Here is a 21,807-nt window from a genome sequence, read left to right as displayed (position 1 = left end):
TGCGGCTCAGGCGGCGGCAGGAAGCGCGCGGGGCCTCTCCTCGATGCCCAGATGGACAAGCGCCGAGAAGGCCCCGACCGCCACGCCGATCCACCACACGGCGGTATAGCTGCCATAGGCATCGTAGAGCCGCCCCCCCAGCCACACGCCGAGGAAGGCCCCGAGCTGATGGGACAGGAACACGATCCCGTAGAGCGTGCCCATGTAGCGCAGCCCGTAGAGATGGGCCACGAGCCCCGATGTCAGCGGCACCGTGGCCAGCCACAGCGCCCCCATGACGACCGAGAACAGGATCACCGACAGCGGCGTGACCGGCAGCAGGATGAAGGCCGCTGCGGCGATCGTGCGCCCCGTGTAGATGAGGGCGAGGACATGCTTCTTCGTGTAGCGCTTGCCGGCCCAGCCCGCGGCAAGGGTGCCGAGGATGTTGAACAGCCCGATCAGCGCGATGGCGACGGCCCCCAGGGCGCTGGTCGTCGTGATGCCGAGGCTATGGAGCGCCCCGCCCGGCAGGATCGGGGCGCAGAGTTCGGTCACCAGGGCCGGGAAATGCGCCGTCACGAAGGCAAGCTGATAGCCGCAGGAGAAGAAGCCGAGGAAGATCAGCCCGAAGGACGGATCGCGCAGGGCGCCGAGCACGACCGCCCCCATCGCCTCGCGCGGTTCCGCCTTTCGGGGCGGGGCAGGCGCGCGCATCCAGGGCAGAACGGCCAGCACCGCCAGGATCATCGCCGCAAAGGCGAGGAACACCCCCTGCCAGGGCATGAGCGCCAGCAGCGCTTCGGCCAGCGGCGCGCCGATCACCTGCCCCGCCGACCCGGCCGCCGTGACGATGGCCAGCGACATCGAGCGGTTGGCCTCGGATGAGGCCCGGCCCACCACGGCCAGGATCACCCCCGAATCCCGTCCCGGCGATGCCGAGGCCCACGAGCACCTCGTAGAGCTGATGCGCGATGGGGGTCGTCGCCCCGGCCGACAGCACAAGGCCCAGGGCATAGGCCAGCGCCCCCAGGATCACCGCCTTGCGGTCGCCGATCTTCTCGGCCAGGGCCCCGAAGAGCGGCTGGCCGAAGCCCCAGGCGAGGTTCTGGATGGCGATGGCGAGGCTGAATTCGGCCCGCGGCCAGCCGAATTCCTCGGCGATGGGGATCTGGAAGACGCCGAAGCTCGCCCGGATGGCGAAACCGACAAGGATGACGGCGCATCCCGCAAGCAGGACGGGCGTGACAAGCGGATCGGGGCGCGAGGCGGGCTGCATGCCGCAGGCATCCGCCCGCCGGCCCCGGCTGTCAACGGTCGCTGTCGTGATGGATGCCATCACAAGGCGTGACGGAAGGCCGCCGTCACGAAGCGTGACGGGCGTGACGGGGGTCCCTTGTCTTTCCCCGCGGCGGAAAGGAAGGTTCCCCCGAACGGATGAGGAGAGGCAGGGCGGATGGACAGCGCACGCTTTCCCGATCTTGCGGGGGCCTCGGTGCTCGTCACCGGGGGGGGCGAGCGGCATCGGCGCGGCGGTGGTGGAGGGCTTTGCCGCGCAGGGCGCGCGCGTGGCCTTCATCGACCGTCTGGACGGGGCCGCCTTCGCGGCGGCGGTCGCCGGACGGACGGGGGCGGCGGTGCGGGCGCTGCGCGCCGATCTGCGCGATGTGGCAGCCCTGCGCGCCGCCGCAGCCGAGGCCGCGCAGGCCCATGGGCCGGTGCAGATCCTGGTGGCCGCCGCCGCCGACGACACGCGCCATGCCACGGATGCGGTGACGGCAGACTTCTGGGACGACAATCAGGCCATCAACCTGCGCCACTACTTCTTTGCCGCGCAGGCGGTGCTGCCGGGCATGGCCGCAGCAGGCGGCGGGGCGATCGTCCTGTTCTCCTCCATCAGCTACATGATGGGACTGGGCGACTATCCGTCCTATGTCGCCGCCAATGCCGGGATCACGGCGCTGGCGCGCGGCCTGGCGCGGGAATGGGGGGGCCGCGGGGTGCGCGTGAATGCCATCGCCCCCGGCTGGGTGATGACCGAACGACAGCGCGCCCTCTGGGTCACGCCCGAGGCCCTGGCCGCCCATCTGGCACGGCAATGCCTGCCGCGCGAGCTGACCCCGGAGGAGATGGTGGAGCCGGTCCTGTTCCTGGCCTCCCGGGCCAGCCGGGCCATGACCGGGCAGGTCCTGGTCGTCGATGGCGGCGTGGTGACCACAGGCTGACCGGGAGACTGACCGGGAGACTGACCGGGAGACTGACCGGAACGACCGGACGACGGACGGAGGAAGGCAGAAAGTGACAGGAGTGAGGCCGGACTGGATCGCGGTGGACTGGGGCACGTCGAACCTGCGGGCCTGGGCCATGACAGAGGCAGGAGAGCCGCTGGCCGAGGCCCGGTCGGACCGCGGCATGGGCCGGCTGCGCCGTGAGGACTTCGAGGGCGCGCTGCGCGACATCATCGGCGACTGGCTGGGCGGGGGACGGATGCCGGTCCTGATCTGCGGCATGGCCGGCGCCCGGCAGGGCTGGGCCGAGGCCGGCTATGCCCGGGTGCCCGGCCCCCCCCTTGCCAAGGGGCTGACCCCTGCCCCCTCGGGCCCCGATCTCGATGTGCGGATCGTGCCCGGTCTGGCGCAGGACGACCCCCCCGATGTCATGCGCGGCGAGGAGACGCAGGTCGCCGGGTTCCTCGCGCTCAATCCCGGCTGGGATGGGGTCCTCTGCCTGCCGGGGACCCATTCCAAATGGGTGCGCCTGAGCGCGGGCGAAGTGGTGGGCTTCCGCAGCTTCATGACCGGCGAGCTCTATGCCGCGATCGCGGCGCATACCGTGCTGCGCCACAGCCTGGCCGGCGAGGGCTGGGACGAGGGCGCCTTTGCCGCCGCCCTGACCGAGGGGATGGCCCGCCCCGAGGCCCTGGCCTCGCGGCTGTTCGCGATCCGGGCCGAATCGCTGCTGACCGCCCTGTCGCCGGCCGCCGCCCGCGCGCGCCTGTCCGGCCTGCTGATCGGGGCCGAGATCCAGGCCGCGCGCGGCTGGTGGCTGGGCGAGCGCGTGGCGCTGATCGGAACCGGGCGGCTGGCGGGCCATTACCGGGCCGCCCTGGCCATGCAGGGGGTGGACGCCGCCCTGACCGATGACACCGCCGTGACCCTGGCCGGGTTGCAGGCCGCCCGCAGGGAACAGACCGGGGAGAGAGGGACATGAGCCGGCCGCTGATCGCCATCCTGCGCGGCCTTCGCCCCGAGGAGGCCGTGGCCGTGGGCGAGGCCCTGGTCGCGGCCGGAATCGCCGTCATCGAGGTGCCGCTGAATTCGCCCGATCCCTTCGCCTCGATCCGGGCGATGGCCCACGCCATCGGAGACCGCGCGACGGTCGGCGCCGGCACCGTGCTCTGCCCCGAGGAGGTCGAAAGGCTGAAGGAGGCCGGCGGACGCATCGTCGTCTCTCCCAATGCGGACGAGGCCGTGATCCGCGCTGCGGCGGCCCATGGCCTCGAGAGCTGGCCCGGCGTGATGACCCCGACCGAGGCCTTCGCCGCCCTGCGCTGGGGCGCCACGGGGCTCAAGCTGTTCCCCGGCAGTCTGATCGGCCCCGAGGGCCTGCGGGCGATGCGGGCCGTCCTGCCCTCCGGCACGCGCGTCTATGCCGTGGGCGGCGCGGGGCCGGAGAACTTCGCCGCCTGGCTGGCGGCCGGGGCAGACGGATTCGGCATCGGATCGGCCCTCTACCGGCCGGGCATGACCGCGGAACAGGTCGGCGAACGCGCGCGCGCCCTGGTTGCGGCCTATGACAGGGCGAGGGAGGACAGCCCATGACCACCGTCCAGATCCATGATGCGACGAACTGCCTGCTGGGCGAAGGCGCCCTGTGGCACCCCGAGCGGGGCGAGCTGCTGTGGTTCGACATCCTGGGCCGGAGCCTGTTCGCCGATGGGCGGCGATACCGGCTGGACAGCATCGCCTCGGCCGCGGGATGGGTGGATCGCCACAGCCTGCTGATCGCCAGACAGGGGGCCCTGGTGCGCTTCGATCTGCGCAGCGGCGAGGCCGAGACCGTCGCCCCCATCGAATCCGACGGCGTGCGGCCCAATGACGGGCGCGCCGACCCCTGGGGGGGCTTCTGGTTCTCGACCATGGGACTGAAGCACGAGACGGGCAAGGGCGCGATCTGGCGCTATTTCCGGGGCGAGATCCGGCGCATCGCCGGCGGCATCACCATCCCCAATGCCATCTGCTTCGACCCCGAGGGGCGCTTTGCCTGGTGGACCGACACCGCCGAGGGCATCCTGCGCCGCCAGCCCCTGGCCGAGGCCGATGGCTGGCCCTCCGGCGAGGCGGAGGCAGCCATCGACTTCCGCGCCGAGGGCCTGCATCCCGACGGCGCCGTCACGGATGCGGACGGCAACATCTGGATCGCCTTCTGGGGCGCGGGCATGGTGCGGGGCTTTGCGCCCGATGGCACGCGGCTCGAATACTATCCCGTGCCCGCCGCCCAGAGCAGTTGCCCCGCCTGGGGGGGCGAGCTGTTCTCGACGCTGTTCGTGACATCGGCCGCAGCCGGCCTGTCAGAGGACGCCCTGACGGAGGCCCCCGATTCGGGCCGCACCTTCGCCATCCCCACGGGACGGCGCGGCCAGCCCGAACCGCGGGTCGTGCTGTGATCCCCTTCGGCAGCCTCGCCTCCGGCGAGAGGGTTTATGCCATCGACATCGCGGGGGGGTGGCCTCGCGGCCCGCTTTCTCACCCGCGGGGCCACGCTGCGCAGCCTGCGCCTGGCTGGCATCCCCCATGACCTGACGGTGGGATCGGATGACCTGTCGCTCTATGAGGGGCCGGACGGACCGCTGATCTATCACGGTGCCATCGTCGGCCCCGTCGCCAACCGCCTGCGCGGGGCCCAGGCCGAAATCGCCGGGCGCCTCTGCCGCTTTCCCGCCAATCAGGGGCCCCATCTCCTCCATTCGGGCAGCGCGGGCATCCAGTTCCGTCTCTGGGAGGTGACGGAACACGCGGCAGACCATGTCCGCTTCGCCATCCGTCTGCCGGACGGCGAGGGGGGTTTGCCCGGCAACCGGGACGATCACGGCGCTTTTCCGCCTCCTGCCGCCGGCGACGCTGCGGCTGGAGCTGAGCGCGACCACCGATGCCCCCACCCTGATGAACCCCGTCAATCACAGCTACTGGAACCTCGACGGGACGCCGACATGGGAGGGTCATGCCCTGCGCATCGCGGCCGACCGCTATCTGCCGGTGGACGGGGATCTGCTGCCCACGGGCGAGGTCCGGCCCGTGGCCGGAACCCCTTTCGACCTGCGCGAGGGGCGGCGGCCCCGGCCCGGTGCGCCGCTGTTCGATCACAATTTCTGCCTGGCGGACGCCCCCGGTCCGCTGCGCGAGGTGCTGTGGCTGACCGGTGCCGCGGGCCTGTCGATGACGCTGGCCACGACCGCGCCGGGGGTGCAGGTCTATGACGGCAATCAGGGTGCCCGGCCGGGGGGCGAACGCTTCGAGGCCTTCGCCATCGAGCCGCAGCTGTGGCCCGATGCGCCATCCCATCCGCATTTCCCGGCGATCCTGCTGCACCCCGGCATGGTCTGGCGGCAGGTCACGGAATGGCGCTTTGCCTATCCCAGATAGGCGCGCAGCGCGGGCGGGGGATCGTCCAGCAGGGCCGCGGCGGGGCGCGGCGGATGGGCCCGCCCCTCGACGACCGGCAGGATCAGATCGGCCAGGGCGCGGGCATCCCCCGGATCATGGGTCACCAGCAGCAGCGTCGCCCCCCGAGCCATGAGCGTCTGGCGGGTCAGGGCCAGCATCTCGGCCCTGAGGGCGGGGCCGAGCGCGGCAAAGGGTTCGTCCATCAGCACCAGCGGCCGCTCCTGCACCAGAAGGCGGGCCAGCGCCACGCGCGACTGCTGTCCACCCGACAGTTCGGCCGGATAGCGCTTCCCGAGCCCCGCAAGGCCGACCTGCGCGAGCGCCGCCTCGGCGCGGTCGCGCTCGGCCTCCGTCGGGCGGAGGGAGGGGCGCAGGCCCAGGGCGACATTCTGCAGCGCCGTCAGATGCGGAAAGAGGTTGTTGTCCTGAAAGAGGATCCCCACGGGCCGCGCGGCCGGCGCCAGGGGGACGAGATCGCGCCCCGCCCACAGGATGCGGCCCGCTGCGGGGGCCAGAAAGCCGGCGATGGCCGACAGCAGCGTGGACTTGCCCCCGCCAGAGGGGCCCATGACGGCGACGGCTGCCCCCTTCGGCACCGTCAGATCGGCCGTCAGGCGGAAATCGCCCGCGCGCAGATGGAGCCCCTCAAGCACGAGCATGGCGCCCTCCCCGTCCCCAGAGATCGAAGACGGCGAACAGGCCGAAGGCCAGCGCCAGCAGCAGCAAGGCCACCCCGGCGGCCGCCTCCATCCGGTAGGCCCCCATCAGCCGGGCCATCAGCAGCGGCAGTGTCGCCTGTCCTTCGCCGGCATAGAGGGCGATGGCGCCGAGACTGCCGGCCGACAGCGCCGCCGCCAGCCCCCCCGCGAAGCCGAGCGCAGGGCGCGCCAGCGGCAGGATCAGGATCCGCAGCCGCCGCCAGCCCGTGATCCCGAGCGCGGTGGCCAGGCGGCCGTGGCGCGCCTCGGCCTCGCGCAAAGCGGGACGAAGGGCACGCAGCGCGAAGGGCAGCGCCAGCAGCCCATCGAGCAGTGCCGCCACCGGCAGCGCCGCCGCCTGAAGCGGCAGATGGGGCCGGATCAGCAGCAGCAGCCCCGTCCCCAGCACCAGCGAGGAGGCCGCGAGCGGCAGCGCCCCCGCCCCTTCGGCCAGCGGCCCGCCCCGCAGCGCGAGCGCCAGCGCAAGCCCGAGGGCGATCGCCGTGGCAGCCAGGGCCACGAGGAGCGATCGCCCCGCGGCGCCCCGGACGGAAGGGGGCATCTCGGCCAGACCGTCCAGCCCCCGCAGCAGGACGAGGGCCAGCGGCAGGATCACGAACAGCACCCCCGCCGCGATGATCAGGGCATCGAGCAGCCGGAGCCCCGCCCCCTGCGCATCCCACCGCTCCACCGGCCGCCCGAGGCCTGCGCCTGTCAGCGGCGCGCGCGCGAGGCGCCAGGCAGCCAGCGCCGCCGCTCCGCAGAGCGCATATTGCAGCAGGGCGAGCGAGGCGGCCGCGGCGAAGTCGGCCTCGAAGCGGATCGCCTGATAGAGGGCGAGTTCCAGCGTCGTGGCGCGCGGCCCCCCGCCCAGGATCAGGGCGACGGCAAAGCTGGTCAGGCACAGCGCGAAGATGGCGGCGAAGGCACCGGGCAGCGTCGCGCGCAGCATCGGCCGTTCGATCAGCGCGCCCACCGGCGCGCCGAGCGACGCCGCCAGGCGGAAGCGTTCGGCGGGGATCGCGCTCCAGCCCAGCAGCAGCAGCCGCGTTGCGAGCGGCAGGTTGAGGAACACATGGGCCAGCACGACCCCGTGCAGCCCGTAGATCGAGACCGGCGGCAGCCCCAGCGCCGCGAGTGCCCCGTTGAGGAGGCCCCCGCGGCCGAACAGGGCCAGCAGCCCCATCACGGCGACGATGGTCGGCAGCAGGAAGGGCGCGCCGAGCAGCATCACGAAGGCGCCGCGCCCCGGAAAATCCCTCCGCGCCAGGGCGCGCGCCAGCGGGATGGCCAGCGCGCAGGCGAACAGGGCCGAGAGCGCCGCCTGTGTCAGCGTGAAGCGCAGCGCCGCCAGATCGGCCGCGCCCAGCCCCCCCCCCGCCCGCAAGCAGGGGAAGCAGCGGCCCGAGGCAGAGTGCCGCGACAAGCGCCGTCGCCATCCGCCCCGGCCAGGCGGGCCAGGCGGGCCTCACCGCGAGAGCGCCTCGCGCCAGGCCCCGATGGCGGGCTCGCGCAGGGCGGCGGCCTCCTCCGGCGTCAGGAAGAGCGAGACCGCCGGGCGCATCGACTCGAAGCCCTCGGGCAGGCCCGCCGCCGGCGTGACGGCTGGATACATCCAGTTGGTCGTGGGGATGACGGACTGGACAGCGTCGGTCAGCATGAAGGCGAGGAAGGCATCGGCCAGATCGGGGACATCGGTGGAGGCCACCTTGGCTGCGACCTCGACCTGCAGATAGTGCCCTTCCTCCATCTCGAGCGCGACGAAGCCCGGATCCTCCTCGGCGATGAGGTGATAGGCGGGCGAGGTGGAGTAGGAGAGCACCAGATCGGCCTCGCCCTCGAGGAACAGGCCATAGGCCTCGGACCAGCCGGGGGTGACGGTCACGATGTTGTCCGCCAGCGCCTGCCAGATCGCGGGGGGCCTCATCCCCATAGGCGGCGGCGATCCACAGCACGAGGCCGAGGCCGGGGGTCGAGGAACGGGGATCCTGGATCAGCAGCGTCGCATCGGATTCGGCCAGTTCGCGGAAGCTGGCCGGGGCGGGGCCGTCCCGGCGCCCGACCAGGGCGAACCAGCCCCAGTCGAAGGGCAGGAAGATGTCGTCCTCCCAGGCCACGGGCAGATCGAGTTCGGGGGTCAGGCCATGGGGTGCGAAGAGGCCCGAATCCCGCGCCTCCTGCACGAGGTTGGAATCGAGGCCCAGCACCACATCCGCCCCCTCGCCCTCGAGGCGCAGCCGGGCGAGCAGCGCGGCCCCGTCGCCCCCCGTCTCGAAGCGCAGGTCGCAGCCACATTCGGCCTCGAAGGCGGCCTCGATGGCCGGGCCCGGCCCCCATTCGGAGACGAAGCTGTCATAGGTCAGGACCGTCAGCACGGGGCGGTCCTGCGCAACGGCCGATGTGGCAAGAAGCAGGGGCAGCAGGGAAAGACTTCTGGTCATGGCTCGCTCTCCTTGGCGCCCCGGCGGGTGTGGGGCGCGGCGGGCCATGAGGGCTGCCGGGACCTTCCCTCCGCCGGTGCTAACCGGTTCAGGTTCGACGGGTTCGCGCGCATCCCGCGCATCTCAGCCCCCCTTGGGGCACCCCGAGGTGCGCGCCATCCTAGCGGCCTTCCCCGCAGGCACAAGGGGGGCCCAAGGGGGAGGCGGCGGAGAGTCGTGCGCGATCCCGCGCCGGACCGGCAGGGCCGGCGGCCGTCAGTACATCAGGAAGCCGCCGGAGACATTGAGCGTGGCCCCGGTCACATAGGCGGCGAGGTCGGAGGCGAGGAACACCGCCGCCCCGGCATGGTCGGCGGGCTGGCCGAGCCGCCCCAGCGGGATCTGCGCCACAAGGGCCGCGACCTGTTCGGGCGTGGTCTCGGGCGTGACCAGCATCGGCGTCTCCACCAGCCCCGGCGCGAGGGCGTTGACCCGGATGCCATGGGGCGCCCAGGCGCGGGCCAGCCCGCGGGTCATGGTCGCCACGCCGCCCTTGGCGGCGTTGTAGACGACCGATCCGGCATAGCCCCCCGACCACCAGCCCTGCGAGGTCGTGTTGACGATGGCCCCGGGCCGTCCTGCGGCGATCAGGCGCGCGGCGAAGGCCTGGCAGAGGAAGAAGGTCGCCTTGAGGTTGACGGCGTGCTGGCCGTCCCATTCCTCCTCGGTGACCGAGAGCAGATCGGCATTGCGGCGGATGACCCCGGCCACATTGCACAGCACCGTGCACAGGCCCATCTGCGCCTCGATGGCCGCCACCAGATCGGGCAGGGCGGCGATCGCGGCCAGATCGGCGCCGAAGCCCTCATGTCCCTCGCCCCCGAGCGCTGCGGCCGCGGCCTGGGCGGCGGCGGTTTCGCGGTCCACCACGGCGACGCGCGCCCCGGCCTCGGCAAAGCCTTCGGCGATCGCCCTGCCGATCGCGCCGGCCCCGCCGGTGACGATCACGGCCCGCCCCGCCAGGCCCCAGTCCAGATGCCGCCGTCTCATCGGTCGAGCCTCGCGTGCTGCACCAGATCCTCGTTGATGACGATGCCGAGCCCCGGTCCTTCGGGCCGGTCCACCCAGCCATCCCGGTGCCAGACGGGGCGATCCACCAGATCCTTCTGAGCCGGGCCGTAGACGGGCTGAAGCTCCAGCTCGCGGCAGGCCTCGCAGGCGAAGCTGAGCGCCTGGCTCGCGGCCGAGACGATGGCCGTGGAGAAGTTGTGCGCATTGGCCTGGCGGCGATGGGTGGCGCAGATCTCGGCGGCCTTGAGAAAGCCCGTGATCCCCTCGATGCGCCCCGGATCGAGGCCCACCACATCCACCGTGCCCGTGGTCACGATGCGTTCGACCCCGCGATGGTTCCATTCGCGTTCGCCATAGGCCAGCCGCAGCGAGGTGCCCGCCCGCAGCGCGCGATAGCCCTCCGGGTCGTCATGGCCGAGCGGCTCCTCGAGCCAGTGCACGTCATAGGCCTCGAAGGCGCGGGCCCGCCGGATCGCGGTGGCCACGTCCCAGCGGTTCTTCACGCCGAGATCGATCATCAGGCGCTTGTGGCCGATCCCCTCGCGGACCTTGCGGACGAATTCCACGTCGCGGTCGTGGTCGAAGCCCAGATGGGCATCGCCCTTCTTGCCGAAGCCGACCTTGATCCCCTGCATCCCGTCGGCGAGCCAGCCCTGGAAATCCTCCACCATGGCCTCGATCGAGGCCTTTGTGGCATGGACCGAGGCCACGGCGGGCATCCGGTCGTGGACCGGCCCGCCCAGCAGGTCGAGGACCGAGCGGCCCAGCACCTTGCCCTTGAGGTCCCACAGGGCGATGTCGATGCCCGAGATGGCGAGCGAGGCGATGCCGGCGCCGGTGCCATACCACCAGCTGTGCTCCTTCATCCGCCGCCAGAGCCGTTCGGTATGCAGCTCGTCCTCGCCCAGCAGAAGCTCGCCCAACCCCTCCACCAGGGCCTTGGCGGCGCGGCTGGCCTCGGGGAAATAGGCGCAGCATTCGCCCCAGCCCACGACCCCGTCGGCATTGGTCACCTTGACCAGACAGACCGAGCGCAGGCGCGAATGGTCGTTCGGTTCGGGATAGGCGACGGGGATCGCCTCGACGGAACGGATCGTCATGGCGCGGTCCCCGGAATCGGGCAGCGCGGCGGCAGGCCGTCGAGCGCGCGACCCGATCTCATCCGGCCACCCAGCCCCTGAAGGCGGGCCACGGCGGCTTCGGAATACCAGGCGGCATGGGGCGAGAGCAGCAGGTTGGGCGCCCCGCGCAGGGGCGAATCCGCCGGCAGCGGCTCGGCCGCGAAGACATCGAGGGCGGCCCCCCCGATCCGCCCTTCGCGCAGGGCGGCAGCCAGGGCGTCCTCCGCGACCAGATCGCCGCGGGCGGTGTTGACGATCACCGCATGGGGCCGCATCCGGGCCAGGGCCTCGGCCCCGATCAGGCCGCGCGTGGCCTCGGTCGAGGGGGCATGCAGCGAGAGCGCATCCGATTCGGCCAGAAGCGTGTCGCGATCGACGAAGCGGATGTCCTCGTGCCGGCCCTCCTGGAAAGGATCATGGGCGAGGAAGCGGAAGCCGAAGGGGGCGAGGCGCGCCCGCACCCCCCGGGCGATGCGGCCGAAGCCGAGAAAGCCCACCGTCGTCTCGGCGAAGGGCTTCAGCGGCCGCGCGACCGCCACCGCCGCCCATTCGCCGCGCCGCACCGAGGCATCGAGCATCGGCAGCTTTCTCAGCAGGGCGAGGATCATCGCCGCGGTATGGTCGGCCACCTCCTCGGCGCAGTAGTCGGGGACATAGGCCGCCGTCAGGCCGCGGTCGCGGATCGCGGCGAGATCGAGATTGTCATAGCCCACGCCATAGCGGATCACGCGCGCGCCGGGGGCGAGGCCCTCCACCGCCGCCCGGGTGAGCGGGGCGAACTGGACCACGGCGACACGGGCGCCGCGCAGGGCCTCGGCCACCTCCTCGGCCGTGCGGCAGGCGGCCCGCCGGAAGGAGGCCCCCCGATCGCGGGCGGCCCGTTCCTCGGCCTCCACGGTCGGGAAGGTGGCATCGGTGACGACGACATCGGTCATGCGCGGATCTCCAGCCCGGCCGCCGCGCGGAAGGCCGGGTCGCGGATGTCGCATTCGCCGCCCCATGAAGGGATCGGCGGCCGGCGTGCAGAGAAAGGCGATGGCCCGGCCCGGCTCCTCGGGGGGGCTCAGGCTCTCGCGCGGGAGGCGGCTCACGGGGTTGATCCCGGAGGCGCGGATCGTCCCCTGCATGCCCGTGTCCACGACGCCGGGCGCAAAGCCGAAGACGCGGATGCCGCGCGGGCCGTATTCGAGCGCGACCATGCGCGTGACCATCGCGAGGCCCGCCTTGCCCGCGCAATAGGCCGACCAGCCCTCCATCGGATTGCGCGCCGCACCGGAGGACAGGTTGACCACCGTCCCCCCGCCGCGGGCCAGCATCCCCGGCAGCGCCAGCTGGATCGCATGGGTCGCGGCGATGAGGTTCGTCGCGATGTTGGCGGCCCAGTCCTCGATGGCGACATCGGCCAGATGGCCGATGGGGCCGATCACGCCGGCATTGTTCACGAGGATGTCGAAGCCCGGCGCGAGGGCGCGGGCCAGGGCGGCGCGGTCGGTCACGTCGAGGATGGCGGCCTGCGCGCCCAGGCGTTCGCCGTCCTGCGCGGCCTCGGCGCTGCGGGCGGTGAAGGTGACGGCCGCGCCGGCCTCGCGCAGGGCGCGGACGGCCGCAAGACCGATCCCGCGGTTGCCGCCGGTGACGAAGGCCGTGCGGCCGGTGAGGTCGATGGGGGTCAATCGAGGCTCCATTGACGGGGCAGAAGGAAGGGAAAGCCCGTGCGCGGATCGAGATCCACCTGCATGATGTCGGCCATGTAGTCCGACCAGCGGCGGTTGACGGGATCCTCGCGCAAGGCGGTGATGGTGGCCTCCAGATCGTCGGTCTCGAAATAGCCGAAGAGCGTCAGGCCATGACGGAAGATGTGATAGTTGCGGATACCGGCGGCGCGCAGGCAATCGGCCATCTCCGGCCAGAGTTCGTCATGTCGGCGGCGGTATTCGTCCTCGTAGCCGGGGCGCACCCCCAGCACCCATGCATAGCTGGGCATCAGCTGCTCTCCTCCAGATAGTCGTGAAGCACCCGTCCCGGCACGAGGGTAAAGGACGCGCGCCAGAAGAAGCCGTCGAGCATCTCGCGCACCGGCAGGCGGTGCAGCGGCGCCTGGGCGTTGGGGCGCAGCTCCACCGTGCAGGGGCCGCGCCAGCATTCGGCCAGCTGCACATCGGCGAGCGTGCGCGCGGTGAGCTGGCGGATCGCAGGCCGCCCGTCGATATGGTCCACGGCCTTGAGGTTGATGTTGGTGGCAAAGGGAAGGATCGCCGCAAGATCGGCGAGATCGGCGCGCTGCTGCTTGTAGGGCAGCGTGCCGGTCAGCACCGCGATGCCGTTGCGTTCGAGCGTGCCCACGATCAGGTCGCCGCGCATCTCGATCCGGGGGCAGCCCAGCTTCTTGGGCTGGCCGTGCACCTCGCGACCATGGGCCAGACCGATGTCCGAGGACAGGAACAGCCAGGGCGAATAGGCGCCTGCCGCGATCCCCGGCAGCTCTGCCCCGACCATCACATTGGCCTCCCGGTAGGGGCCGAGCCAATCGGGATCGCGCATGTCGTAGAGGTGGATCATCACCACATCCGAGAGCGGCTCCAGCGGTTCGGGCAGGAGCGCGGCGATGGCCTCCGGGTCCGTGCGGTAGCACAGCGTCAGGATCGCGGCATCGCGGAAACGGATGGGAAAGGGGGGCACCATCGGCGCATCGAGGGGGGTGGAGACCCCTCCCCGGACGATGTCGGCCCGCTTCCATCGCCGCTCTGCCATGCATGCCCCCTTCCGATGCCGGCGGCCGCCTCAGCGACCGGTTGCCTCCCTGATGGCCGCGAGCACGTTGACCATATGCTGGCGCATCGCCCGCTGGGCGGCCTCGGCATCGCGGGCCCCGAGTGCGGCGATGAGCGTCTGATGATCGGCGATGCTGCGCAGGCGCAGATGCCGGCGTTTCTGATAGGCCTTGCGGCCCTGGTCGCCCAGCACCTGCAGCAGGCGGCCGAAGCGGGTCAGATAGGGATTGCCCGCCGCATCGAGGATGGTCTTGTGCAGCTCGATGTCGGTGTCATGGAACAGTTCGGCATCCTCGGGATGGGCGGTCTGGGCGGCGACAAGCTCGCTCAGGCGGGCCAGCTGATCCGCGGTCAGTCCTTCGGCGGCGCGGGCGGCGATCAGCGGCTCGAAGGCGATGCGGGCCTCGAAGACGGCCACCATGTCGCCGGCGCCGAGGCTCACGAAGAGATCGAGCGGCTGGAGCAGCTCGCCCGGATCGGGGGCAGCGACGATCGCCCCGCCACCATGGCGGATCTCGAGCACCCCGAGGATCGAGAGCGCGCGCAGCGCCTCGCGCAGGGTGGGGCGGCTGACCGCCAGGGTGCGGGCCAGTTCGCGTTCGGGCGGCAGGCGGTCGCCGGGCTTCAGATGGCCTGCGCGCATCAGGTCGAGCACGCGGGTGACGACGAGTTCGGAGGCCGTCTTGCGCCCCAGCGGGGCGGCAAGACCCGCGAGCGGATCGGCGGCAAAGGGAATGGCAGGTTCGGTCATGCCGGAGCCTCGCGATGCAGAAGGCGCAGCGCCCAGGCGCGGAAGGTGGGCACCATGACCGACAGGATCAGCAGCACCCCCCAGGATCCCCGACTGGATATGCCCGGTCAGGTTGGCGAGCTGCATCCCGTTGCGCAAGCTGAGCACGATGAGGATCGCCAGCACCGTGCCGGTGATGGAGCCGACCCCGCCGAAGATCGACACCCCCCCGAGCAGGACGATGGTGATGATGTCGAGCTCGAAGCCCTGTGCGATGTCGCCCCGCACCGCGCCGAGGCGGGCGGCATAGAGCAGCCCCGCCAGCGCGGCAACCGTCGAGGAGGCGACGAAGAGCGTGGTCTTGACGCGCCCGACGGGCAGGCCCGAGAACTCGGCCACTGCCCGGTTGGCGCCGATGACCGTGACCTTGCGTCCGAAGGCCGTGCGTTCGAGCAGCACCCAGGCCGCCAGCGCCATGACGGCCCAGAGCATCAGCGCCAGCGGCAGGGGGCCGAGAAGCGGCTGCTGGCCCAGCTTGTTGAACCAGTCGGGAAAGCCGCCGATGCCGCGGTCCTCGACAAGGATGCGGGCCAGGCCGCGGAAGCCGATCAGCGTGGCGAGCGTGACCACGAGCGAGGGCAGCCCCGCGCGCACGATCCAGAGGGCGTTGAAGGCGCCGCAGGCCGCCCCGGCCAGCAGCACGAGCGGGATCGCCCCCCAGGCCGGCAGGCCCTGCTCCACCAGCCAGCCGAACAGGCAGGCTGCCAGCCCCATGACCGAGGCGACCGACAGGTCGATCTCGCCATTGATGATGACGAAGGTCATGGCCAGGGCGACGATGACCTTCTCGATCGAGAGCTGGAACAGGTTGATCTGGTTGCCGACCGTCAGGAACACGGGCGAGGCCAGCGCATTGCCCAGATAGAGAACGGCAAGGACGAGAAGGAGAAAACCTTCCCAGCTCATCAGACGGTCGCGCAGGGCGGTCATGGGCGGGCGTCCTCGGGCATGGCGGCGGGGGCGGCGGCGGGGGCGGTCCCGTGCTCCGGCTGGCGGCGGGCGCGGCGGCGCATCAGGCGGCGCGCGAGGGCGGCATCCAGCGCCACGGCGGCCAGGATCAGGAAGCCCAGCACCGCCTCGCGCCAGAACTCGGAGACGAGCGGCCATCGCACGAGGGAGGCATCGATCAGGTCGATCAGCGCCGCCCCCATCAGCACGCCCAGCACCGAGCCCGAGCCGCCGAAGATGTTGACCCCGCCCACGACGACCGCGCCCACGGACTTCAGCTCGAAGCCGAGGCCCGCCACGACGGTGATGTTGCCGAAGCGCGCGAGGAAGAAGAAGCCCGCCAGCCCCGCCAGCGCGCCGGAGATGACGAAGGCCCGCAACACGGTGGCGCGCAGGTCGATCCCGGCGAAGGCGGCGGCATCCGGGTTCGATCCGGCGGCATGGAACTGCCGCCCGACCCGCAACCGGGTCAGGACCAGATGCGCCAGGAGGGTCACCGCCAGCGCCGCAAGCACCATCCAGCGGATCTGCAGCCCCCCGAGGGTGAAGGCATTGGCCTGGGCGAAGGCGGGCACCCAGGCCGGCAGCGAGGCCGTCGTGATCGAGGCCCCGCCCGAACCCTGCACGAGCAGCGAACGGAAGATGGCCAGCGTGCCCAGCGTGACGATGATCGAGGGCAGGCCGAAGCGCGAGACCAGAAGCCCGTTGACCGTGCCGAACAGGGCGCCCATCGCCACCGCCGCGGCGACTGCGACGGGCGGGGGCAGATCGGGAAAGGCGGCGAGCAGCCCGCCGATGCCATAGGCGGTGCAGCCGACGATCGAGCCCACCGACAGGTCGATGTTGCGCGTCAGCACGACAAAGGCCTGCCCCACCGCGATGGGCAGGATGATCGCGACCGATGTGGAGGTGCGGTTGAACAGGCTCGCCCGCAGATAATTGTCGATCTGGGTGGCGAAGAAGATCACCACCAGCCCGAATACCCCCATCAGCGCGATCAGGCGCAGCGTTCCGGAGGACAGACCGCCGTTCCTCATGCCGCCTCTCCCCGCGTCTCGGCCGCACCCAGCGCGATGCGCATGACGGATTCCTCGGTCGCCGTGGCGCCGGGCAGCTCGCCGGCCAGGCGGCCTTCGCGCATCACCAGCACCCGGTCGGCCAGCGAGAGCACCTCGGGCAGGTCCGAGGAGATCACGAGGATCGCCACCCCCTGCCCCGCAAGCTCGCGCAGGATGCGGTGAACCTCGGCCTTGGCGCCGATATCGATGCCGCGCGTGGGTTCATCCACGATCAGGATGCGCGGATTCGTGTTGAGCCATTTGGCCAGCATCACCTTTTGCTGGTTGCCGCCCGACAGGGTTCCCACCGGGGCGGACAGGCCGGCGGCCTTGATGCGCATCCCGGCGGCAAAGCGGGCGGCATCGGCCATCTCGCGCCGGCGGTCGAGCCAGCCCCAGCGATTTGCATAAGAGTCGATCCGGGGCAGGGTGACATTGGCGGCGATGCTTTCGGACAGGGCCAGGCCGAGCTTGCGGCGATCCTCGGAGACATAGGCGAGGCCCAGGGCCATCGCCTCGCGGGGGGAACGGATCGCGGCGGGGCGCCCTTCGATCTCGATCCGGCCGGCGGTCGCCGGGGCGATACCGAACAGGGCCAGCGCCACATCCGTGCGCCGCGAGCCGACAAGACCCGCCAGGCAGACGATCTCGCCGGCCTCGAGATGGAAGCTGACCCCCGGCGAAGACCCCCTTCGCGACCGAGGCCCTCCACGCGCAGCGCCACGTGCCCCCGCGCCTGCGAGGGCACGCGGGCGAAGCGCCCTTCCATGTCGCGGCCCACCATCTCGGCGACAAGGCCGTCCTGCGTCACATCGGCGATGGGGCGTGTGGAGACATGACGGCCGTCCCGCAGCACCGTCACGGTATCGGCCAAGGCAAAGATCTCCTCCAGCCGGTGGGAGATGTAGAGGACCGCCACGCCTTCGTCGCGCAGGGCCCGGGCAATGCCGTGCAGGCGGCGCACCTCGTGCTCCGACAGCGAGGCCGAGGGCTCGTCCATGATCAGGACGCGGACCCTGAGGCCGATGGCGCGGGCGATCTCCACCGTCTGCTGTTCGGCAAGGGTGAGATCCCCGGCCAGGCGGCGGGGGTCGAGCGCGACGCCGAGGCGGGCGATCAGGGCGGCGGCCTCCTCCTCCATCCGCCGCCAGCCGATCCATTGCGGCCGGTCCTGATGCGAGATGAAGATGTTCTCGGCCACCGACAGATCGGGAAAGACCATCGGTTCCTGATAGATGGCGGCGATGCCGGCGCGGCGCGCCTCGGCGGTGGAGGTCAGGCGCCGCTCCCGTCCCTCGAGGAGGATCGAGCCGGACGACGGCGGGAACAGGCCGGTCATGATCTTGATCAGCGTGGACTTGCCGGCGCCGTTCTCGCCCACGAGGGCGTGGATCGTGCCGGCCTGCAAGGCCAGCGAGACGCCGTCAAGCGCCCGCGTCGGCCCGAAGCTCTTGCCGATGTCGCGCAGTTCGAGGACCGGAACGGCCATCCGTCGTCTTCTCCGCAAGGGGTGCCGGGCGCCCGGTTCCGCGGCGGAACCGGGCCGGGATGCAGCCGGCGGCTACTGGGCCGCGGCCTCGACATTCTCGGCCGTGTAGACCGTGAAGGGGCCCATCAGCACGCGCAGACCGTTCTCGCGCGTGGGGTCCTTCTCGATCGTGTAGGAGCCGAGGCGGCCGGCCTCGAAGGTCTCGCCCTCCACGCCCTGAATGGCCCCGGTGGCGAGCAGATAGCTCACGTAATAGGTGAGATAGCCCAGATCCACGAAGCTCCAGAGCGCGAATTCGGGCGCACAGCCGTTCAGCGTGTAGCTGACCATCTCGGCCGGCAGGCCGAGGCCCGAGACCTTGACCCGGTCGCACAGCCCTTCGTCCTGCATGGCCTTGGCCGCGGCCTGGATGCCGACGGTGGTGGGGGCCATGATCAGCTCAAGATCCGGATGGCTGTCCACCAGGGCCAGGGCGCGGTTGTAGCTCTCTTCGGACTGGTCGTTGCCATAGACGATCTCGACCAGCTCGAGCCCGGCATATTTCTCGTCGCTGGCCAGCACCTCCTGCATGGAGGCGATCCAGGCGTTCTGGTTGGCGGCATCGGGCGAGGCGGAGAGGATGGCGAATTGCCCTTCGCCGCCCATGATGGAATGGGCCATGTCGGCCATCACGCGCCCCGTCTCGGCGAAATCCACCTGCGCCACGAAGAGCGATTCGCCCTGACCGGAGGGAATCGGGCTGTCCCAGGTGACGACGCGGGTGCCGGCTTCCTGCGCCGCCTGAGCGGCCGGGGCGATCTGGTCGCCCGCATTGTTGGAGAGCATGACCACATCGACACCGTTCGAGGCGGCCGTGGTCAGGATCTCGATCTGGCCGGCGACGGAATTCTCGGGCGTGGGGCCGAGGAATTCGAGAGCGCCGGGATTGCCGATCTCGGCATGGGCCTCCTGGGCGCCGCGATGGGCCTGATCGAAGACGGCGATGCCGAGGAACTTGGGCAGCAGGACCATGTCCACGGCCTCCTGCGCGGAGGCAGGGGCGCCGGCAAGGGCCGCGGCGAGGGCAAGGGCGACGGCGGAGGCCGAGGCGGAAAGGCGTGTCATGCGATGTGCTCCTCCCTGTGGGGCGGACCCGGCTCTTCCGGCCTGCGGGTCCATGCGGGATAGTGGTCTGACCACTTTGCATCTGTCAAGGCCCGCCGCGCTTGCCGGCGGTGATCCACCCTGCCACCACAGGCGCATCCGGTGCGGACAGACAGGGGGGGCATGGATGCTCGGCGAACGGAAGGACCAGCATCTCGACATCGTGCTGTCGGGCCGCGGACAGGGGGACGGGGCCGGAACAGGCCTCGAGGCCGTGCGCTTCGTTCATTGCGCCCTGCCCGAGATGGATCTGGACGAGGTGGATCTGGGCACCGTCTTCCTCGGCCGGCCGATCGCCGCGCCGCTTCTGGTCTCCTCGATGACCGGGGGGCCGGCGCGCGCCGCCGCCATTAACCGCCATCTGGCCGAGGCCTGCGAGGCGTTGCGCCTGCCTCTGGCCGTGGGGTCCCAGCGCGTGGCGCTGGAGGGGGCGGCCAGGGCGGGCTGGGGGCGGATCTGCGGCGCCTGGCGCCGTCGGTGCCGCTGCTGGCCAATCTGGGGCGGCGCAGCTCAACACCGGCTTCGGCGAACGCGAGGCGCAGGCCGCGGTCGAGATGATCGGGGCGGATGCGCTGATCCTGCATCTCAACCCGCTGCAGGAGGCCGTGCAGCCCGAGGGCGACCGGAACTGGCGCGGGATCCTCGGACGGATCGAGGCGCTGGCCCGCCGCCTTTCCGTGCCGATCGTGGTCAAGGAGGTGGGGGCGGCCTGTCGGGGGCCGTCGCCCGACAGCTCTGGAATGCGGGGGTGCAGGTGCTCGATGTGGCCGGGTCGGGCGGCACGAGCTGGGCCGCGGTCGAGGCCGAACGCGCGCGCACCCCCGCAGAGGCCGCCGTGGCGCGCGCCTTTGCCGGCTGGGGGATCCCCACGGCCCGGGCCATCGCCGAGGTGCGTGCGGCCTGCCCCGATGCGGTCGTGATCGGCTCGGGCGGGATCCGCGACGGGCTGGATGCGGCACGGGCGATCCGGCTCGGGGCGGATCTGGTGGGACAGGCGGCCGGGCTGCTCGCGGCGGCGACCGAGGGGCCCGAGGCGGTGGCCGAACATCTGTCGGTGATGATCCGGCAGTTGCGGGTGGCCTGTTTCTGCACCGGCTCGCGCGATCTGGCCGCGCTGCGCCGCGCCCCGCTTCAGGACTGATCCAGCAGCGCCGTCGCCGCCGCCCGGCCCGACAGGATCGCCCCTTCGAGCGTGGCCGGCAGGCCGGTTTCCACATGGTCGCCCGCCAGGACGAGATTGTCCCAAGGGGTGCGGGTCGGTGCGCGGCGCGCGGCACCGGCGGGAGACTGGTCGAAGGTCGCCGCCCTTTCGCGCAGCAGCCGCGCCGCCCGCGGCCCCCCTCGCAGGCCCAGGGCATGGGCGCAGTCGGCCCACAGCACGGACAGGGCCGCCTCGCGCGGCATCCGGTGCAGGGGCGATGCCCCGGCGGCCGAGACGGTGACGGACAGCACATCGCCGCGCCGGAACAGCCATTGCGCCTGCCCGCCGACCAGGCCGAGCAGCGGCGGCGCCGCCTCGCCCTCGCCGGGGGGGAGGAGGAAATGGGCATTGAGGATCGCCTGACCGGGGGCCGGCAGCGTCAGACCGGGCAGGAGCGGCGCCAGAGCCTGCGGCGGCAGGGCCAGCACCACCCCGGCGCCGCGGGGGATCGCGATCCGCTCCTCCCCGAAGAGCAGAGCGGCGACACGCCGCCCCTCCGTCTTGATGCCGGTCAGCGCGGCACGGAAACGGATCCCCGCGCCCAGCGCGCGCAGCCGTTCCACCGCCGGATCGACCAGCGCCGCGCCCAGCCCTTCGGGGGCGATCACCGGCCGGGCGGCGGCGGCCCCCTTCAGGAGGCTGCGCAACAGCATGGCCCGCAGGAGCCGGGCCGAACCGGCCGCGGGGGGGGCATTGAGGACGGCGATGGCGAGCGGCTCCCAGAAGGCCTGCCAGAGCCGCCCGCGGCCGCGCACCGCCTCCGCCACCGTGGCCCTCTTCCCCGCCATCAGCAGTCCGGCGAGATCGGCCAGGGCCGTCGCCCGCGACGCGCCGGGGGGCAGCGCATCATGCCGCCAGGTGCCAAGGGGCGTGGCGGGCACACGGATGGTCCAGCGCTCGCCCGTGGCGAGGTCGGCGAAGGGAAAGGCGGCCTCGGGCAGCGCCGACAGGCGATGCGCGGCCCCGATGCGTGCGGCATGGTCCAGCACGGCCCGGTTGGCCGACAGGATCAGGTGGCTGCCGTTGTCCACGACCCGCCCCAGCCGTGCGTCGAAGTAGCTGCGGCAGCGCCCGCCCGCCTTGGGCGAGCCCTCGTGAAGCTGCACCGCAACGCCGGCCGCCGCAAGATCGAGCGCGCAGGCGAGGCCCGCCAGTCCTGCCCCGACGACATGAACCTGCCGCAGGCTCAAGGGCAGCGCTCCCTCAGACCGGAGCGCCGGGGCACAGCAGCCCCCTTGCGGCACAGGCCAGACCGTCGGCCGCCTTGCGCCAGCCGGGGCGGCGGGGTGGCGGGGCGGCCCAGTCCCGCTCCATCGCACGCAGCAGCCGTTCATAGGGCCCCATCATGACCAGGGCGGGCAGCAGGCGCGGCCAGGCATGGGCGCGGGCCAGGCGGCCGGCGCGGGCGAAATGGGTGCGCGCCCGCCGGCCGAGCAGCCGGCGCGCCTCGGGCAG

At 72.0% G+C, this 21,807-nt stretch carries 17 protein-coding genes, 6 pseudogenes and 1 riboswitch; of the genes and pseudogenes, 7 read left to right on the top strand and 16 right to left on the bottom strand.

The genetic code is table 11. The features are described from left to right. Positions 1-6: 6 nt before the first annotated feature. Positions 7-1,258, bottom strand: a pseudogene (locus RUTHE_RS08875) (MFS transporter). Between the two features lie 177 nt (positions 1,259-1,435). On the opposite strand from RUTHE_RS08875, the pseudogene RUTHE_RS08870 reads away from it, so the two are divergent. The 6 genes and pseudogenes from RUTHE_RS08870 (at position 1,436) to RUTHE_RS08850 (ending at position 5,621) form a co-directional block, all read left to right on the top strand. Beyond that, positions 1,436-2,204, top strand: a pseudogene (locus RUTHE_RS08870) (SDR family NAD(P)-dependent oxidoreductase). Between the two features lie 82 nt (positions 2,205-2,286). After that, complete coding sequence (locus tag RUTHE_RS08865; RefSeq protein WP_040645538.1) at positions 2,287-3,189, top strand: 2-dehydro-3-deoxygalactonokinase; 903 nt, start codon at positions 2,287-2,289, stop codon at positions 3,187-3,189. Beyond that, positions 3,186-3,800 carry a 2-dehydro-3-deoxy-6-phosphogalactonate aldolase gene (locus RUTHE_RS08860; protein WP_021098036.1) on the top strand — a complete coding sequence of 205 codons (615 nt, stop codon included), beginning with the start codon at positions 3,186-3,188 and terminating at the stop codon, positions 3,798-3,800. The genes RUTHE_RS08865 and RUTHE_RS08860 overlap by 4 nt, the downstream gene beginning before the upstream one ends. Beyond that, complete coding sequence (locus RUTHE_RS08855; protein ID WP_021098035.1) at positions 3,797-4,645, top strand: SMP-30/gluconolactonase/LRE family protein; 849 nt, start codon at positions 3,797-3,799, stop codon at positions 4,643-4,645. The genes RUTHE_RS08860 and RUTHE_RS08855 overlap by 4 nt, the downstream gene beginning before the upstream one ends. A gap of 36 nt (positions 4,646-4,681) precedes the next feature. After that, positions 4,682-4,996: pseudogene (locus tag RUTHE_RS18015) on the top strand (aldose epimerase family protein); the annotation flags it as partial. A 7-nt stretch (positions 4,997-5,003) separates the two neighbouring features. Then, positions 5,004-5,621: an aldose epimerase family protein gene (locus RUTHE_RS08850; protein ID WP_021098034.1), complete on the top strand. Its 618-nt coding sequence runs from the start codon at positions 5,004-5,006 to the stop codon at positions 5,619-5,621. Here RUTHE_RS08850 and RUTHE_RS08845 read toward each other — a convergent pair. The 13 genes and pseudogenes from RUTHE_RS08845 to RUTHE_RS08775 all read right to left on the bottom strand — a co-directional run bounded on the left by RUTHE_RS08845 (position 5,609) and on the right by RUTHE_RS08775 (position 19,112). Further along, on the bottom strand, positions 5,609-6,301 hold the full coding sequence (locus RUTHE_RS08845) for a thiamine ABC transporter ATP-binding protein (RefSeq protein WP_021098033.1): 693 nt from the start codon (positions 6,299-6,301) through the stop codon (positions 5,609-5,611). The genes RUTHE_RS08850 and RUTHE_RS08845 overlap by 13 nt on opposite strands. Continuing rightward, complete coding sequence (locus RUTHE_RS08840; RefSeq protein WP_342662224.1) at positions 6,288-7,766, bottom strand: ABC transporter permease family protein; 1,479 nt, start codon at positions 7,764-7,766, stop codon at positions 6,288-6,290. The genes RUTHE_RS08845 and RUTHE_RS08840 overlap by 14 nt, the downstream gene beginning before the upstream one ends. Before the next feature lie 42 nt (positions 7,767-7,808). After that, positions 7,809-8,781: pseudogene (gene thiB, locus RUTHE_RS08835) on the bottom strand (thiamine ABC transporter substrate binding subunit). Between the two features lie 61 nt (positions 8,782-8,842). After that, positions 8,843-8,931, bottom strand: a riboswitch (TPP riboswitch). Positions 8,932-9,036: 105 nt separating this feature from the next. Continuing rightward, a complete protein-coding gene (locus RUTHE_RS08830; RefSeq protein WP_021098030.1) occupies positions 9,037-9,810 on the bottom strand; it encodes an SDR family NAD(P)-dependent oxidoreductase in 774 nt (257 codons plus the stop codon). Continuing rightward, positions 9,807-10,931 carry a mandelate racemase/muconate lactonizing enzyme family protein gene (locus tag RUTHE_RS08825; RefSeq protein WP_021098029.1) on the bottom strand — a complete coding sequence of 375 codons (1,125 nt, stop codon included), beginning with the start codon at positions 10,929-10,931 and terminating at the stop codon, positions 9,807-9,809. Before RUTHE_RS08825 ends, RUTHE_RS08830 begins: the two co-directional genes overlap by 4 nt. Further along, positions 10,928-12,625, bottom strand: a complete 1,698-nt coding sequence (locus RUTHE_RS16065) for an SDR family NAD(P)-dependent oxidoreductase (protein WP_021098028.1) — start codon at positions 12,623-12,625, stop codon at positions 10,928-10,930. Before RUTHE_RS16065 ends, RUTHE_RS08825 begins: the two co-directional genes overlap by 4 nt. After that, positions 12,622-12,936, bottom strand: coding sequence for an L-rhamnose mutarotase (locus RUTHE_RS08815; protein WP_021098027.1), 315 nt, complete (start codon positions 12,934-12,936; stop codon positions 12,622-12,624). Before RUTHE_RS08815 ends, RUTHE_RS16065 begins: the two co-directional genes overlap by 4 nt. Continuing rightward, a complete protein-coding gene (locus RUTHE_RS08810) occupies positions 12,936-13,703 on the bottom strand; it encodes an acetoacetate decarboxylase family protein (RefSeq protein ID WP_021098026.1) in 768 nt (255 codons plus the stop codon). Before RUTHE_RS08810 ends, RUTHE_RS08815 begins: the two co-directional genes overlap by 1 nt. Positions 13,704-13,733: 30 nt before the next feature. Further along, positions 13,734-15,443: an ABC transporter permease subunit gene (locus tag RUTHE_RS17035; RefSeq protein ID WP_021098025.1), complete on the bottom strand. Its 1,710-nt coding sequence runs from the start codon at positions 15,441-15,443 to the stop codon at positions 13,734-13,736. Further along, positions 15,440-16,498 (bottom strand): ABC transporter permease, encoded by a 1,059-nt coding sequence (locus tag RUTHE_RS08795; protein WP_021098024.1) that lies wholly within the window; start codon positions 16,496-16,498, stop codon positions 15,440-15,442. Before RUTHE_RS08795 ends, RUTHE_RS17035 begins: the two co-directional genes overlap by 4 nt. Then, the gene (locus RUTHE_RS18010; protein ID WP_281167467.1) at positions 16,495-17,157 is read right to left on the bottom strand and encodes an ATP-binding cassette domain-containing protein; all 663 of its coding nucleotides are present in this window, start codon (positions 17,155-17,157) and stop codon (positions 16,495-16,497) included. Before RUTHE_RS18010 ends, RUTHE_RS08795 begins: the two co-directional genes overlap by 4 nt. A gap of 359 nt (positions 17,158-17,516) precedes the next feature. Then, positions 17,517-18,008: pseudogene (locus tag RUTHE_RS17540) on the bottom strand (ATP-binding cassette domain-containing protein); the annotation flags it as partial. Between the two features lie 72 nt (positions 18,009-18,080). Beyond that, positions 18,081-19,112, bottom strand: coding sequence for a rhamnose ABC transporter substrate-binding protein (locus RUTHE_RS08775; RefSeq protein ID WP_021098022.1), 1,032 nt, complete (start codon positions 19,110-19,112; stop codon positions 18,081-18,083). Positions 19,113-19,278: 166 nt separating this feature from the next. On the opposite strand from RUTHE_RS08775, the gene RUTHE_RS08770 reads away from it, so the two are divergent. Continuing rightward, positions 19,279-20,292 (top strand): alpha-hydroxy-acid oxidizing protein, encoded by a 1,014-nt coding sequence (locus tag RUTHE_RS08770; RefSeq protein WP_021098021.1) that lies wholly within the window; start codon positions 19,279-19,281, stop codon positions 20,290-20,292. On the opposite strand, the gene hpnE is transcribed toward RUTHE_RS08770, so the two are convergent. Both hpnE and RUTHE_RS17535 read right to left on the bottom strand, forming a co-directional pair. After that, the gene (hpnE, locus tag RUTHE_RS08765; RefSeq protein ID WP_021098020.1) at positions 20,283-21,542 is read right to left on the bottom strand and encodes a hydroxysqualene dehydroxylase HpnE; all 1,260 of its coding nucleotides are present in this window, start codon (positions 21,540-21,542) and stop codon (positions 20,283-20,285) included. The two genes, RUTHE_RS08770 and hpnE, sit on opposite strands and share 10 nt — an antisense overlap. Before the next feature lie 13 nt (positions 21,543-21,555). Next, positions 21,556-21,807, bottom strand: a pseudogene (locus tag RUTHE_RS17535) (squalene/phytoene synthase family protein); the annotation flags it as partial.

Source organism: Rubellimicrobium thermophilum DSM 16684 (assembly GCF_000442315.1).
Lineage (GTDB): Bacteria > Pseudomonadota > Alphaproteobacteria > Rhodobacterales > Rhodobacteraceae > Rubellimicrobium > Rubellimicrobium thermophilum.
The sequence above is the reverse complement of the archived record's forward strand: the minus strand, read 5'-3'. Positions and strand labels throughout refer to the sequence as shown.